General features: G+C 52.6%; 13 protein-coding genes. 7 read left to right on the top strand and 6 right to left on the bottom strand.

The window, feature by feature from the left end; genetic code table 11:
• Positions 1–162 precede the first annotated feature (162 nt).
• Genes HP566_RS03645 through HP566_RS03635 form a run of 3 tightly spaced genes read right to left on the bottom strand, consistent with a single transcriptional unit; the run spans position 163 to position 2859 of the window.
• Positions 163–1425 (bottom strand): GGDEF domain-containing protein, encoded by a 1263-nt coding sequence (locus tag HP566_RS03645; protein ID WP_249975908.1) that lies wholly within the window; start codon positions 1423–1425, stop codon positions 163–165.
• Entirely contained in the window at positions 1422–2153 is a 732-nt protein-coding gene (locus tag HP566_RS03640; RefSeq protein ID WP_249975907.1) for a substrate-binding periplasmic protein, read from the bottom strand. Before HP566_RS03640 ends, HP566_RS03645 begins: the two co-directional genes overlap by 4 nt.
• Positions 2146–2859 (bottom strand): substrate-binding periplasmic protein, encoded by a 714-nt coding sequence (locus HP566_RS03635; RefSeq protein ID WP_340163061.1) that lies wholly within the window; start codon positions 2857–2859, stop codon positions 2146–2148. The genes HP566_RS03640 and HP566_RS03635 overlap by 8 nt, the downstream gene beginning before the upstream one ends.
• A gap of 230 nt (positions 2860–3089) precedes the next feature.
• On the opposite strand from HP566_RS03635, the gene HP566_RS03630 reads away from it, so the two are divergent.
• The 5 genes from HP566_RS03630 to HP566_RS03610 all read left to right on the top strand — a co-directional run bounded on the left by HP566_RS03630 (position 3090) and on the right by HP566_RS03610 (position 8050).
• Positions 3090–4436 (top strand): MFS transporter, encoded by a 1347-nt coding sequence (locus HP566_RS03630; protein WP_249975905.1) that lies wholly within the window; start codon positions 3090–3092, stop codon positions 4434–4436.
• A 16-nt stretch (positions 4437–4452) separates the two neighbouring features.
• On the top strand, positions 4453–4968 hold the full coding sequence (locus HP566_RS03625; RefSeq protein ID WP_249975904.1) for a retropepsin-like aspartic protease family protein: 516 nt from the start codon (positions 4453–4455) through the stop codon (positions 4966–4968).
• 71 nt (positions 4969–5039) lie between these two features.
• A complete protein-coding gene (locus HP566_RS03620) occupies positions 5040–5219 on the top strand; it encodes a PLDc N-terminal domain-containing protein (protein WP_249975903.1) in 180 nt (59 codons plus the stop codon).
• Between the two features lie 446 nt (positions 5220–5665).
• On the top strand, positions 5666–6424 hold the full coding sequence (locus HP566_RS03615; protein ID WP_284041297.1) for a winged helix-turn-helix domain-containing protein: 759 nt from the start codon (positions 5666–5668) through the stop codon (positions 6422–6424).
• A gap of 18 nt (positions 6425–6442) precedes the next feature.
• Entirely contained in the window at positions 6443–8050 is a 1608-nt protein-coding gene (locus HP566_RS03610; protein ID WP_249975901.1) for an ATP-binding protein, read from the top strand.
• On the opposite strand, the gene HP566_RS03605 is transcribed toward HP566_RS03610, so the two are convergent.
• The gene (locus HP566_RS03605) at positions 8013–8951 is read right to left on the bottom strand and encodes a LysR family transcriptional regulator (protein WP_249975900.1); all 939 of its coding nucleotides are present in this window, start codon (positions 8949–8951) and stop codon (positions 8013–8015) included. The genes HP566_RS03610 and HP566_RS03605 overlap by 38 nt on opposite strands.
• A gap of 98 nt (positions 8952–9049) precedes the next feature.
• Here HP566_RS03605 and metE point away from each other — a divergent pair, with 98 nt between their 5' ends.
• Entirely contained in the window at positions 9050–11347 is a 2298-nt protein-coding gene (metE, locus tag HP566_RS03600) for a 5-methyltetrahydropteroyltriglutamate--homocysteine S-methyltransferase (protein ID WP_249975899.1), read from the top strand.
• An 86-nt stretch (positions 11348–11433) separates the two neighbouring features.
• Here the strand turns inward: metE and ppk1 are convergent, their stop codons facing one another.
• A complete protein-coding gene (gene ppk1, locus HP566_RS03595) occupies positions 11434–13626 on the bottom strand; it encodes a polyphosphate kinase 1 (RefSeq protein ID WP_249975898.1) in 2193 nt (730 codons plus the stop codon).
• Positions 13627–13751: 125 nt separating this feature from the next.
• Entirely contained in the window at positions 13752–14759 is a 1008-nt protein-coding gene (hemB, locus tag HP566_RS03590; RefSeq protein WP_249975897.1) for a porphobilinogen synthase, read from the bottom strand.
• Positions 14760–14938: 179 nt separating this feature from the next.
• On the opposite strand from hemB, the gene elbB reads away from it, so the two are divergent.
• On the top strand, positions 14939–15598 hold the full coding sequence (elbB, locus tag HP566_RS03585; RefSeq protein WP_249975896.1) for an isoprenoid biosynthesis glyoxalase ElbB: 660 nt from the start codon (positions 14939–14941) through the stop codon (positions 15596–15598).
• The last annotated feature ends 251 nt before the right edge of the window (positions 15599–15849 follow it).

Genomic DNA, 15849 nt, shown 5'->3' with positions numbered 1-15849 from the left:
CGCCCGTCTTGCTGGGTGGAGACTGGCAAAGCAGAGAAGCGGTCTTGAGTAACCCTATACGGGGGCGCTGTGGGACCCATCCGTGGGCGCTACTTTCGCCATCCCTGGCGAAAGACCCCCGCTACTCAGCAAGCAAAGGGTTGGTCATCAGCCTGAGCCCAGCTATGCCGGGCGCTCGCTTGTCTGTATCCGGTTTCTGCCGCCGCGCTTGGCGTGATAAAGCCGTTGGTCGGCGCATTTTAATAAATCGTCGGCGCTCATCGACTTGTCTGGCAGCATGCTGGAAACCCCCATACTGGCAGTAAGGTGGGTGTGTGTGCTGGAAAAGGCATGGGGAATGGCTAGTGAGAGTACAGCGCTTTGTAAACAGTTGGCGACGTGTATTGCTTCGGCATGATTCTTTCCTGGCAAGACGCAGACAAACTCTTCACCGCCATAACGGGCCAGTAAATCTCGTTGCGGATCAACGCAGAGGTTGAGGGCTTTGGCCACAGCACGTAGCGTGTCGTCGCCCATGGCATGCCCATAATGGTCGTTAAACTCTTTAAAATTATCGATATCGATAAAGATGACGGACAAGGGCTGTTGTGCGCGTTTTGCCCACTGCCACTGTTGCGCAAAGAAGCTATCAAAGTAGCGGCGGTTGGCAACGCCCGTCAGACCGTCGTATTGCGAGAGCTGATGTAAATGGTCTCGCTGTTCCAATCCCACTTGAAACTCGTTGAGCAAGTGATCCAGACTTTCTACCAAGTGGCCTAACTCATCATTTTTATGGCCCCGAAGCGTGGGCTTAGGCCATTTTCCGGGTTGCGCTGGATCTGTCTGGGTGATGGCAGAGTGTACTTTTAATAGCGGTCGGGTAATAAAGAAATGGAAAAACGCAATTACCACACTGCTGAGCAAAAAGGCTTCAAAGATGCTGGAGCCTACCACCAGGTAGCCGCGGGCCAAAAAACGCTCGGTTAAATAGCCTTGATCCAATGCAATCTGAATTTCTCCCACAATCGCATCAGGCATACTGCTGCCCATGTAGTAGTTGAGCAACATTTCATGATGAAGAATATCTCCAAACAAGCGTTTACTTAACCACGTAGGGTGGGGTGGAGAGTCGGGGTAAAATTCGGCCAGCGCCCGACCAAAATCGTCTTGAATAGTAACCTGGGCAATCTCGCTATTACTAAATAAACCGTAAGCGATTTGATGGGCGAGATCTGGATTAAGCTGAAAAGCCGCTTCCGCCGCCGCACCATTGATAATGGCCAACTGCTGGGTAGTACGCTGTTGAATATCCTCGCGCATGCTGTTTACGTACCCAAACAGCTCAACGGCACCTGCCACCAGGCTGATAACAATCGCAATGAGCAGCGTGAGTAGGGCTTGTTTAAGGGTCAGGCGGCCTTTGCTAGCCGATATGTTATGAGTCACGGCATTGCCTCAGCGGCTAACTGTGCATCAAGATGTGTCTGAATACGTTCGATCATTTCACGCGGCACACTTGGATGGCAGGCAAGGTACAGTGGGGCATAAAAGAAGGTAAGCAGGTGTTGCAGTGCTATGTTTTGTTCCTTGGCAATAAATTCTCCGGTGGCTTTGCCCGTCACTATGACATCCAGAAAACCAGCTTCCAGGCGCGCTATATTTTCCCGTTCACTAGGCGCCCTTAACACTTCAATTCCCTGATTGGCGACATAGTCTCCTACCGCATCTGCTCTGAAACTACCAACCCGCCAGTAGCGGAGATCATTTAAGTCGGTGAGCTTTAATTGGCGCTCAGCCAACCCGAACACTGACCACTCGTTAACCACCAGCGGACCTACCCAATGAAATAGGGCCTCCCGCGCCTCAGTACGAGTGGTGGAGTAAACACAATGGTAATCACGTAACGTGGCCTCGGTGTATGCACGTGCCCAGGGGAGCACCCGAAAACGTGCTTCAATGCCAGCCTGGCTCAGCGCACTACGCAGTAGCTGAGTTGCCGTACCAGCCACCGCACCATGGCTATCCCGGTAGTTGAATGGTGGATATTCTTCGGTGTTGATGGTTAAGGGAGGAATTTGCGCCCAGGCAGCGGCACTTATTTGGCCGCTAATCAGCACTGTGGCAACCATACTGGACAGTCGCTGCGAATGCCTGCCTGGAGAACCTTTAACCATCGTTAATTGCCTGTGTGGTTGCCGGAAGGTTGGTTACCTCATCCAGGGCCTGCTGCATCTGAGTGACTAGCCGTGGGTCGGTGTCCTGGTTGATAGCAAAGTATAGATAAGATTTTCCCATCAGTGTATAGATCGGTTTTAGCGTGTCTGGCGCATATCCCTCTTCCTGTGCAATCCATTCAGCCACATCAGCACTGTATGCCCATAGATCCACACGGCCATGTAGCAGCATATAAAGTGCACTGCGATTATCAATAGCCGAGCGAACAAGGTGTTCTGGGTAACTTAATTCTGTTAAGGCTTGGGCACCAATGTCCTCTCTAATGACCGCCACGCTAAGGCCTTGATCAATAGCGTCTTCCAGAGTGTTTATATCCAACGTCACATCGCTGCGAGCCAGTAGTACCACTTGATCCTCAGCAATCGGACCAACCCAATGAAACTGGCTCTCCCTGGCTGGGGTGCGGGTTGTGGAGAATAGCACTGTATTTGGTTCGTTAAGCGCAAGATTATAACCCCGTACCCAAGGGTAATAGAGTATATTTTCGCGGCTAAACGGAGTACTGGTGTGCTCAAGTATTGCCTCAAGCAGGTCGATGGATTTTCCGGCCAAGCCGTTATCAGTCAAGTAATTATAGGGGGGATACTCTTCAGTAACAAAAGTTAGTGAAGACAGAGAGGCATCTGATGCTGCACAAGCATCCACACTTATGGAAGCCAGCGTAATAACGCTGCTGACACAAAGTGTGCCTGCGGCTGTTAAGCGCGTTATATTAGTGCAGCCATAAGCCATTTAACTGCGTTCCTATTGTTCCCTGATTGAGCAAACTTAGAGCAACTTAGGGGCGCTGTCATCTCAATTCTATTAACGTTTGGCCATAGCGGCTTGGAACACCAAGCTGGTAATCTTGTTGTCCCCTTTAAGAGAGACTCAATATGTTGCCTGACCAGACTGCCAAGGTTGCTCCTGCCTTTGCATCGCACCGCGAAATTTTTGGCTGGGCGATGTTTGATTTCGCCAATCAGGCCTATACCCTGCTGATCATTACCGTTGTGTTCGGCGAGCTTTTTACAACCGTGATTGTAGGAGATCGAGGAGATGGCTTTCGCTTAGCTAATTTTTTATGGAGTTTGGCACTGGCGATCAGTTATTTAATGGTAGTCATTACCGCGCCGCTGTGTGGTGCTGTTATGGACTATCGGGCAGAAAAAAAACGTTTTTTACTCATCAGCTACCTCGCAACGGTCGCCACTACCGCGATGCTTTACATTGTTGAGCCTGGGTATGTGGTGATTGGTTTATTATTAATTGTGCTTTCAAACTACGCATACTCCATGGGTGAATCCTTTATCGCTGCGTTTTTACCTGAGCTGGGTCCTCCTGATGCGTTGGGTAAGATTTCGGGGTTTGGTTGGGCGTTAGGCTATATAGGAGGCCTGTTCGCTGCTGGGTTTACGCTTGTGGTCTTAGGGGAAGCCACTGCGGAAAACTTTGAGCGCATACGCTGGGTTGGCCCCTTTGCAGCAGGCTTTTTTTTAATAGCGGCTATTCCCACCTTTCTGTGGCTTAAGGAGCGGGAGACACCAAGGCCCCATGGTGTTTCTTATCGACAGATTGCCAAACAGCGCGTTTTCTCGACACTTCATGAGCTACGTCATTTTAAGGATTTGACTGTTTTTCTGGTATCGCTGCTGTTTTCGATGGCAGGAGTCTACATCATTATTGCGTTTGCATTTATCTATGGTGCCCAGGTGATTGGCTGGGATGAGAGTGTCCGCAACATTATGTTTATCATCGTTCAGATAACGGCGGCTGCGGGTGCGCTGGGATTTGGGTTTGTACAGGACAAGCTGGGCGCCAAGCGTACCTATCTCGTTACATTGGCACTGTGGGTAGCGGCCATTCTGGCTATTTGGGCGACACCTGGATTAACCGGGTGGATCAATAGCCGCTTTGAATGGCAGTGGCAGGCGCAGTATGTGTTTTTGGTGGTCGGCTGCTTGGCTGGTTTAAGTCTGGGCTCGAGCCAGTCCGCCAGTAGGGCATTGGTGGGGGTGTTCTCACCACTGGCAAAATCCGCTGAATTCTTCGGGTTCTGGGGGCTGGCTAATAAACTGGCTGGCGTCATGGGGATTGTGATGCTGGGTATTTTACAAACGCTAGTCGGCTTACAAGCGTCTATTCTGTTATGTGTAGGGTTATTTATTATTGCCATGCTGATTTGTGCTGGCGTTAATGAGCAGCGAGGGCGCGATGCAGCCCTTGCGTGGGAAAACGCATAACCCGTTGGGGAGACACATGGCAACACAAACAGCACAGCGCGGTGGTATCGTCTTGATGCTGCTGTTTTGGGTGCTACTGCTGGGGGTTGGTACGTGGTTAGTGGATGGCGGATTTGACAACATCATGACACCCAACGCCCATGTAATGCATGCTACGCCTGACAGTGGGCCTGTCACATTGCAACGTAACCGCTCCGGTCACTTTGAAGCCCCAGGGCAGATCAATGGAGAGCCGGTTACTTTTTTACTGGATACAGGGGCAACGTATGTCGCTGTGCCTGAAAATATGGCGTCCAGGTTAGGCTTGGAGCCAGGCCGCAGCGCTTGGTTTAATACCGCCAATGGGCGTGTAGAGGGAAACTTAACCCAGCTTGAAGAGGTGATGCTAGGCGGAATACGGGTGAGCAACGTGCAGGGTTCCATTAGCCCAGGTATGGAGCGCGATATTGTGTTACTCGGTATGAGCTTTCTAAATTTACTGGCGATTGAAATTCGCGGTGGCGAAATGGTAATAAGTCTGCCGGATCAGTGAATCGCGCTTGTAAGCCTCGAAGTGTTGTGATTAGCTTAAAGCTCATGGATGTCACGCGCTAAGGAGTTGCTATGGGTATTGAAGTAGGTGGTTTGCTAGGGTTAATTTGGCTCATCATTGTGATTTGGGCCATTGTTAAAGTAGCGAAGAGTTCTGCCGGTGGAGTAGCGAAACTGCTGTGGATTCTGGTCCTGCTGTTTTTCCCGTTGGTTGGGCTAATTGCGTGGTTCTTGCTTGGGCCCAAAGGATAGCGAGTACGCGACTCTACTCCGGGTATAAAAAAGGCAGGCCTCCAGGGGCCTGCCTTTTTCGTTACCGATGTATGCTAGTCAAGCGAGTTGTTGCCATCATCGGGCGGTGCCTTATAGTGCCCTGGGATTTTTAGTTTCTCCCCGTTGGGCAAATCACGCACCTGAGTAGGAACATAAACACGTTTGATAACACTTTTAGTCTTGCCATTTCCCATGGCTTTCTCCTCCTGTCAGATTGTCGACAGTTAGCCTTACCCACATTAGCGCTTGACGGTGGAAGAATCAAGGTGCTCCATTAATGCCTGTTAAGCTTGGATAAGTGAAGAAAAGGGGAAGGAGCCAGGTGTTTGGATGATTTTGAGGTATCCTGAACGTTATCACAGCCTGCTTCTGCGTAGGGTGAGCAGGTGATAATACAAACGGCCTAAGCGGAGTGAAGAAAAAGGATGGTAGATCACTTGGAACAGCAATTTCAGGCACTTGGGTCACAAGAGTCGATAATGCCTGAATATCCCGATCAAGACCACGTGCTGATAATCGAAGATGACCAGCGTTTGGCGGAACTCACCCGTGAATATCTGGAAGCCAATGGCTTTCAGGTCACACTGGAAGCAGATGGCGCGAAAGGGGTTGACCGTATTTTGACCCTGCAGCCTGACTTGGTCATCCTCGATCTAATGCTACCTGGTGAAGATGGTTTAGCTATTTGTCGCCGGGTGCGGCCTAATTTTGCCGGGCCCATCATGATGCTAACGGCCCGCACCGACGACCTTGATCAGGTGCTGGGGCTGGAAATGGGGGCTGATGACTATGTGCCCAAGCCTGTTCAGCCCCGAGTGTTGTTAGCACGTATGCGCGCGCTCTTACGGCGTGCCGATGGGCCTGCTCCCGACGGCGAAATGCGCCTTAAGTTCGAGAACCTGGAGATCGATAATGCTACCCGCGAGGCGTGGTTGTCTAGTGAGCGCATCGACCTGACCAGTGCTGAATTTGACCTTCTATGGTTGTTGGCTCGTAATGCCGGGCGTGTATTAACCCGTGAAGAAATTTTTAGCGATTTACGTGGCATAAAATATGATGGCCAGGATCGCTCAATCGATGTGCGCGTTTCGCGTATTCGGCCCAAAATCGGTGATGACCCTAACCAGCCACACCGTATTAAAACAGTGCGCAGCAAGGGTTACCTTTTTGTTAAAGACAGCTAATTAAGAGAGGTTCGCCTCATGCGGCGAGTGCTCAGCCACGGTTCGTTCTTAAGGTTCTATTTACTGCTGGGGCTCGCGTTGTGTGTCGTATTTCTGATAGCTCTTGGGGGGCGCTCATTCATTGAGCAGGTCCGCCGGGAGGATTATCGTGAGCAGCTTGCCGCACTGCCCATGTCGTTAATGACACAACAACTGGCAGATATACCGGTTGATGAGCGGCAAGAGCGGCTAAGCCACTTTTCTGATGTGTTAGGTATGCAGCTGTCGCTGCGCAAACTCCACGACGTTGATCTTGGCTATTTTGAGCGGGAGCGTATTGGGCGGGGCACAGTACTCGTCACTGAGGACCCCTGGCGGTTGCGCCAACGAATACCCGATGACAGCACTGAAGAGAGCTGGATGCTGGAGGCCACCCTGGTGGCCTGGAGTGAGCGGCAGTGGCAAGGCAGTATGGTGTTGTTGGGCGAGTGGCTTGCCAGTATGCCGAGAGCAGAGCGCCTGGAAGCGCTTGCCTCACTTCGTCCGGGAAGCTGGCCTCTGGCGCTGCTCTCCACCCCCCCTGATGATCTTATTGCGGAGCAGCAGTTCCAGTTGACGTTGGGTGGCGTCATCACACGCCTGGCTTCTGATAAGCTGTCGGTTACCTTGCTCTACCAGTTGCCTGGAGAATATCAGTGGCTTCAGGCTGGCCCTATCACCCGTGGTGATACCTTGCCACTCAATCTTCATTTGCCTTTGTTGATTGGGTTAATGGTTGTCCTTAGCCTGATTATTTACTTGATTATGCGCAGTATAGAGGCCCGTATGTCGCGGTTGGAACTGGCCGCGACGCGTATAGCCAGTGGCCGTTTGGAAACCCGGGTCAAAGTGGAAAGTGGCGATTTTTTAGGCCGCCTGGGGATGGCGTTCAATGGAATGGCCAACCAGGTACAGACGCTGCTCCGTGGCCAGCAGGAGATGATTCGTGCCGTTTCCCATGAATTGCGCACCCCTGTGGCGCGTATTCGTTTTGCAGTGCAAATGGTTGAAGACATGACCGACCAGCCGGCAATCCGGCGCCAGTTGCAGGGAATCGATGCCGATATTGCGGAACTTGATGATCTGGTGGATGAAATTCTTACCTATGCTCGCCTGGGGGGGGAAGCTGTTAATGGCGCAGAGCTTGAAATGACACTGGTAGAGTGTCGGGCGATGGCGGAACGTGTTATCGACACGCTTACGCCGTTGCATAAAGGGCTGAACCTGGTGTTAGCAACCAGCCCGGAAATTGAGTTGATGGCAGAGCCCCGCTACTTGCAGCGTGCGTTGCAAAATCTGGTGAGCAACGCCTGCCGCTACGGTAAATCCCAGGTGATGATTCGCCTATGGGATGAGCCGCATTTAGTGCGTATTGATGTTGAAGATGACGGCCCCGGCATTCCTCTTGAGGCGAGGGCGGATATTTTCAAACCGTTTGCCCGGCTTGATGACAGCCGTGCCCGTAGCTCCGGTGGGTATGGATTGGGTCTCTCCATTGTCCAGAAAATCATGGCCGGGCATGGGGGCAGCGTGACTGTCGACTCCAGCCCAGCCCTTGGGGGCGCACGTTTTACGCTGCTGATTCCTCGTCGCGATACGCTGGCTTAATACCTGACAACACGGCAAATGAGGTGTCCCTGGCTGTGCGTAAAAAGTCCTGCATCCAGGGTGCGTCAAGGTTTTCCTCACGAATGGCGGCGTATAGCGTGCTCCAAATACCATGCTCACCTAATTTAACTGCGCTTACATAGTCACGTTCCAGGTACTCGGTAAGTGCCCAGTTCGGCAGGGCGCAGACACCACGGCCACTGGCCACTAACTGCATCATCATGATGGTAAGCTCAGCAGTCCGAATCTCCTTGGGGCGCACATTGGCAGGACTCAGAAACTGGGTAAAGACATCCAGCCGGGATTGTTCCACCGGGTAGGTGATCAGCGTCTCGTCAGCAAGATCCTGAGGTTCAATAAAAGGTTGTCCGGCAAAGCGATGCTGCCGGGCAACGGCCAGTAACCCCTCGTAGCGAAACAACGGAGCATAATGGACGCCTTCAAGCGGTTGAGGGTCCGCGGTAATCACCAAATCAAGCTGTTCGCGGGCAAGCGCGGGCAGCGGATCAAAGTGGTGACCGCTGGGAATATCGATTTCCACCTCAGGCCAGTGATCTCGAAAATAATCCACCGTGGGCATAAGCCACTGAAAGCAGCTATGGCACTCAATGGCCATATGCAGGCGCCCCTGCTCGGTGCCCGCCAGGCGTGCAAGATCGCGCTCCGCTTTGCGCACTTCAGGAAGAATTTGATCGGCCAGGGCCAGCAGGCGCAGCCCCGCACGGGTAAATTCCACGGGGCGTGTTTTACGGACAAATAACGCGCTGTCTACCCGGCCTTCCAGGTCTTTCAACTGATGCGACAATGCTGACTGAGTAAGGTGGATACGCTCAGCGGCCTCCACCAGCGAACCGGTTTCCCGTAGAGCAAGCAGTGTACGCAGATGTCGTAATTCAATCATGGTGAGTATTTTTCATGTTTTGTATTAAAAACTTTAGTTTGATTCATTTTTTGGGGTGATCAGACTGTGTGAAATCATTCACGTTGTAAGGCTTCATCATGACAGTTTCTCATATTCTCGGCTATCCCCGTATCGGTGCCCAGCGCGAACTTAAACGAGTCACGGAAGCGTATTGGAAAGGGGAGGTCTCTCGCACGGAACTGGAACAGGCAGGCCAGACCTTGCGCTTGCACCACTGGCAAACACAGCACAATGCCGGGTTGGATTTTGTTAGCGTAGGAGACTTTGCTTTTTACGATCAGGTGCTCAATGTTTCTGTGATGTTAGGTGCCGTACCGGGTCGATTTAAAGCCCAGCAAGAAGTAAATGCAGGGGAGGTTGATATAGACACTGCATTTCGTATGGCCAGGGGGCGTGCGCCTAGCGGGGAGCCTGCCGCCGCATGTGAAATGACCAAGTATTTTGATACCAACTACCACTACCTGGTACCTGAGCTGCATGAAGGTCTGACATTTACGCTGGCATCCAGCCGCTTGTTCAACGAAGTTGAGGAAGCGCTGCAGGGAGGTTTCACACCCAAGGTCACGCTCACTGGTCCGCTGACGTGGCTATGGCTGGGTAAAACCAAAGGCCATGACTTTAATCGTCTGACACTGCTGGATAGTGTGCTGGACGTATATAGCGAGATTCTGGCCCGCCTGGCTACCCAGGGCATTGAGTGGGTACAGTTGGATGAACCAGCGCTGGTACAGGATTTACCGCTGGAGTGGCAGCAAGCCTATGAGCGTGCCTACCATCGTCTGCACTCAGCCCCTGTAAAGCTGCTGCTCGCAACCTATTTTGGTGCCTTGGGTGACAACCTGTCATTAACTACGCGTTTGCCAGTGGCGGGGCTGCATATTGATGCAGTGCGTGCACCGCATCAGGTTGAAAGTGTTATTGATCGTCTAAGTCCTCACCAGGTACTTTCCATTGGCTTTGTGGATGGCCGTAATATCTGGCGTGCCGATTTGGCGGTGTTGCGTGAACGCTTGCTGCCGCTAAAAGTCCGCCTTGGGCAGCGGTTATGGCTGGCGCCCAGTTGCTCGTTATTACATGTGCCGGTTGATCTGGCTCAGGAGACGGAACTTGATGGTGAATTAGTCAGCTGGTTAGCCTTTGCCCGGCAAAAACTGGATGAAGTCGTCACTCTGGCACGGCTGGTGGATAATCGGGCAACAGCTGTCGATGAACAGCGGGTTAATGACGCTACCCGTGCTCTGGATGCACGTCGTGAATCAGCGCGTATTCACCAACCTGCCGTCAGTGAGCGTTTGGCGGCGATCAGCGCACAGGATAGCCAGCGTCAATCACCCTATGCGGCAAGAGCCGTTGCCCAGCGGCGCACGTTACCGTTACCGATGTTTCCTACCACAACCATTGGCTCCTTTCCGCAGACGAAGGAGATTCGTGCAGCGCGCCGCGCCTTTAAAGCGGGCGAACTTAGCCAGGCTGACTATGAAGCACGCATGCGTGAAGAAATTGCCTATGCGGTGGAACGCCAGGAGGCCTTGGGGTTGGATGTGCCGGTGCACGGTGAAGCCGAGCGCAATGACATGGTGGAGTACTTCGGTGAGCAGCTTGAAGGCTTTGCATTTACCCGTTTTGGATGGGTACAGAGTTACGGTTCCCGCTGTGTTAAGCCCCCGGTTATCTTTGGCGATGTCACCCGACCGACACCGATGACGGTGCGTTGGAGTGAATACGCCCAAACCCTGACGCAAAGGCCCATGAAGGGGATGCTTACCGGGCCTGTCACCATCCTGCAATGGTCGTTCGTACGTGATGACCAGCCCCGTGCCACCACCTGTCGCCAGGTTGCCCTGGCTCTGCGCGATGAGGTGATGGACCTGGAAAAGGCCGGTATCCAGATTATTCAAATTGATGAGCCTGCGCTGCGGGAGGGTCTGCCTTTACGCCAGAACGAATGGCAAACATATCTCGATTGGGCAGTGCAAAGCTTCCAGCTAAGTGCGTCAGGTGTGGCGGATAGCACCCAGATCCATACGCATATGTGTTACTCTGAGTTTAACGACATTATTGGTGCCATCGCGGCGTTGGACGCCGATGTTATCACCATAGAAACGTCGCGCTCGGATATGGAGTTACTGGATGCCTTCCAAGACTTTGCATACCCAAACGAGATTGGCCCAGGCGTATACGATATCCATACTCCTAACATTCCCGACGTCGAATGGATGGTGACGCTGATGGAGAAAGCGCTGGAGAAACTCCCGGCAGAGCGGTTGTGGGTGAACCCGGATTGCGGCCTGAAAACCCGTGGCTGGGCAGAGGTGGAACCCGCCCTGGCGAATATGGTGGAAGCCGCAAAGATACTTCGTCAACGCTACGCCTAAATACCCATGTGCCTAAGCAGGGTGCTTTAGGATAGTGATAAAAGCCGCGGTGCTCTCAGAGCATCGCGGCTTTAAAGTAGCGGCCACTAGCTTTTTGAGGAGTAGGCATAGAGCAGCGTTTCCTGTGCGCTGATGGCATCGCTGTTCCCAGGGTCCTGTAACTGATAGCTGCCATCGCTCTGTAGTAACCAGCTCTGGCAGTTATCGACGAGATAGGTTTCCAGGTCTTTACGCACCCGGGTGGCAAGCTTTTTATCCAGCAGAGGAAAGCAGGTTTCAACCCGATGAAACATATTGCGTGACATGAAATCGGCGCTTGAACACCAGGTTTCCGATTTACCATCGTTATGAAAGTAAAACACCCGGGTGTGTTCCAGAAAACGGCCTATGATGGAGCGCACGCGAATATTATCCGAAACGCCTGCAATACCCGGTTTCAAGCAGCACATACCGCGAATGATCAGGTCGCACTCCACGCCCGCCTGGGAAGCGTGATATAGCGCTTTAATGAGTTTGGGTTCGGTCAGGGAGTTACATTTGATAATAATATGGCCCCGTTTGCCTTTACGAGCCAACTGGGCTTCCCGGTCGATCATTTCCAATAGCCGTTCATGGAGAGTAAAGGGCGCGTGTAGCAGAGTATCAATTTTGCGTGCCCGACCCATGCCGGAAAGTTGCTGAAAGACCTTATGTACATCGGCGCATAGCGCCTTGTTGGCTGTCAGCAGACTGTAGTCGGTATAGAGTTTGGCAGTTTTCGAGTGGTAGTTGCCGGTTCCCAGGTGCGCATAGTGGCGTAGCTCGCCTTTTTCACGCCGTACGATATGCAGCATCTTGGCGTGGGTTTTGTAAGCCATGATGCCGTAAATCACAATGGCTCCTGCTTCCTGGAGGCGTGATGCCAGTTGCAGGTTGTCGGCTTCATCAAAGCGGGCCCGAAGCTCAATGACCACCGTCACTTCCTTGCCCTGGCTGGCGGCATCTACCAGTGCGTTTACGATGGAAGAGTCGGCCCCGGTACGGTAAAGCGTCTGTTTAATGGCTAATACGTCAGGATCGCGGGCGGCTTCCCTTAATAAATCTTCAATGGGTGAAAAAGACTGAAAGGGATGGTGTAGGAGAATATCGCTCCTGGCAATGGCGCTGAACAGGCTGCCTCCCTTTAGCGCTTTGGGTACATTGGGTGTAAAGGGGCGGTACAGTAGTTCGGGGCGATCCACATCGCCCAGTACCGCCATCATACGCGTTAGGTTAACGGGGCCTCGTACCCGGTATAAATCAATGCTTTCCAGCTCAAACTGGCGCAGTAAAAAGCTGGTTAAGTCATCGGGGCAATTATCGGCCACTTCGAGACGTACGCCGCTACCATAGCGACGGGCCAGCAGCTCACCGCGAAGCGCCGACGCCAGATCGGAAACCTCTTCGGGGTCAACCGTCATATCTGCATTGCGGGTAAGCCGGAACTGGTAACAGCCACGCACACGCATACCGGGAAACAGCTCTTCTGCGTGGGCGTGAATCATGGATGATAAAAACACATACTCCGAAAAGCCCTCCGCGCATAGCACTTTAGGGAGGGCCATTAGGCGTGGTAATGAGCGGGGTGCGGGTAGGATAGCCATCCCACCGGAGCGGCCAAAGGCATCTTTGCCCTCTAGCTCTACAATAAAATTGAGGCTTTTATTTACCAGCCGTGGGAAGGGGTGAGAGGGATCCAGGCCAATGGGGCTGATCACCGGCATAATTTCGTTATCGAAAAACTCCCGTACCCATTTTTTTTGAGCATCGTTCCATTGGTCCCGAGGCCGAAAGCGCAGCCCCTGGGATTTTAATGCTGGCAGCAGCGTTTCATTTAAAATTTGGTACTGGCGTTCAATCTGTTGATGGGCGATGTCGGAAATGTGTGCCAGCACGGCTTTGGGTAAGCGTCCGTCAGCGGCGGTAGTGTCATCCCCCAGCGCGATTTGATGCTTCAATCCGGCAACACGAATCTCAAAAAACTCATCCATATTGGATGAGAAAATCAACAGAAACATCAGTCTGTTCAGTAATGGGTGCGCATCATCCAGCGCTTGCTCTAACACGCGAATATTGAAATTCAGGTGTGAGATCTCCCGGTTGAAATAGAGCTGGGGATCGTCAAGATCGGTTTCCGACTGGGGTTCACGCGCCTGTACCCCGGTGGTTGTCCGATTAAGACGTAGTGGTACGCTCTCACCTTCGCTACCCTGAGGTTCAAAAGGCGTTGAAGACGTGGAATCCGGCGTTTGGTTGTCCATAAGCTGCCCCGCGTGAATGACCCATACTCATCATAGCGTTATAACTTTTCATAAAGGCAGTATGCAGGGGAAAGATGACAAACCGGTGTCACCGGTTTGTCATCTTGTTACTGTGAAGCGTCATCCTAACGCTTTAGTAGCCGTGCTGCTTCCAGGGCGAAGTAGGTCAGAATACCGTCAGCGCCAGCCCGCTTGAAGCACATCAGTGATTCGAGTATTACCGGCTCAGCCTCCAGCCAGCCGTTATCAAAAGCCGCACGGTGCATCGCATACTCACCGCTGACTTGATAGGCAAAGGTGGGGACCTGAAGCTCGCTTTTTACACGACGCACCACATCCAGGTAGGGCATACCGGGCTTGACCATCACCATGTCAGCGCCTTCGGTGATATCCATCGCCACTTCATGCAGCGCTTCATCACTGTTGGCTGGGTCCATCTGGTAGGTGCGTTTATCTGCGTTCCCAAGGTTGGACGCTGAACCCACGGCATCACGGAAGGGGCCATAGTACTTGGAGGCATATTTGGCACTATAGGCCATAATCCGAACGTTATGCAGGTGCTCCTGCTCCAGTACCTGCCGAATGGCACCGATACGGCCGTCCATCATGTCCGAAGGAGCGACAACATCGGCGCCTGCTTCTGCATGGGAAAGTGCCTGCTTGAGCAGTGTATCTACCGTGCGGTCGTTCTGTACGTAGCCATGCTCGTCAAGAATGCCGTCCTGACCATGAATGGTATAAGGGTCGAGGGCAACGTCAGTGATAATACCCAGCTCCGGCAGTGCCTCTTTTAGCGCACGTACGCAGCGTTGTACCAATCCATTGGCGTTGTATGCCTCTTCTGCCAGCTCACTTTTCTGTTCCGCTCCAACCACAGGGAACAGCGCCAGTGCAGGAATCCCCAACGCATAGGCTTCGCGTGCCTGTTCAATTAGCAGGTCGATCGAGAGGCGTTCGACGCCAGGCATGGAGGCAACCGCTTCGCGCTTGCTTTCTCCTTCCAGAACGAACACTGGCAATATCAGGTCCGCAGGCGATAACGTCGCTTCCTGCATTAACCGGCGGGAGAAATCATCACGGCGCATACGGCGCATACGCGTGGCAGGAAAGTGACGGGGGCTTGGTGTACTCAAAAGGTTTCTCCGCAAAACGCAAACATAAAAGGGTGCCCGTAGGCTTAGAGTGAGTATATCAGCCATACTGTGCGGCGAAAGCCGCCTTGTGGCGACTATGCAGACTGGCTAAAGTGAACGATTTGGCCAGGTCGCTAAATGTAAGTGGTTAACATACAGGCGACCATAAGGAGATAGGCATGACCAAACAGGTAGCTGTAGTACTCGCAGGCTGCGGTGTTTTTGATGGTTCCGAAATCTATGAAACCACATTAACGTTACTGCGTCTGGATCAGTTAGGTATTGGTTATCGCTGTTTTGCGCCAGATGTGGAGCAGCACCATGTTATTAACCATTTAACCCAAGCGCCCGTGGAGGGCGATAAGCGTAATGTATTGCAGGAATCAGCGCGTTTGGCCCGGGGGGAAATCACGCCGATCACTGAACTGAATGCCGATGAGTTTGATGCGGTTATTGTGCCCGGCGGCTTTGGGGTTGCCAAAAACCTGTCTGACTTTGCCGAACAGGGCGACGGTATGCAGGTACTGGAAAGTTTAAAGGAAGCATTGGCGGGCTTTAAGGAGGAGGCGAAGCCTATTGGTTTGATGTGTATTGCGCCGGTGATGGTGCCGCGCCTGCTAGGGGACGGAATTGCCGTAACCATTGGCCACGACCCCAGTGTTTCCGGGGCGATCAGCGCCATGGGCGGCTTGCACCGCAGTTGCAGCGTTGAAGATATCGTGGTGGACCTGGAGCACCGGGTGGTCACAACGCCTGCCTATATGCTGGCAACACGTATCAGTGAGGCGGCTACCGGCATCTTTAAGCTAGTGGATCGTATTGATGAAATGATGGGCTAAATAGACACGTCAGCCTGTAGGACACAGACAAGCACGTAAGAAAGACCGGGACTCATGGCAATTGCCGCCATACGCTTCTGTTCTGTAGGGGTTTTCATCCCGAAAAATCATCGCTATTCTCGGGTACCAGATGACATGCCTCATGGATATTAGCGAGAAGTCTCATGGATCTGGTAAAAGTTGGTGACAGGGTTGTCTGTCAATGCAAGGGTGGGCCGCACCGGATTGTTAGTGGTGCCAGGACCATGTTC

The organism is Vreelandella olivaria, assembly GCF_023507745.1.
In the GTDB taxonomy this organism is placed as follows: Bacteria; Pseudomonadota; Gammaproteobacteria; order Pseudomonadales; family Halomonadaceae; genus Vreelandella; species Vreelandella olivaria_A.
Note: the sequence above shows the minus strand (reverse complement) of the source record. Positions and strands in the feature narration are given on the sequence as shown.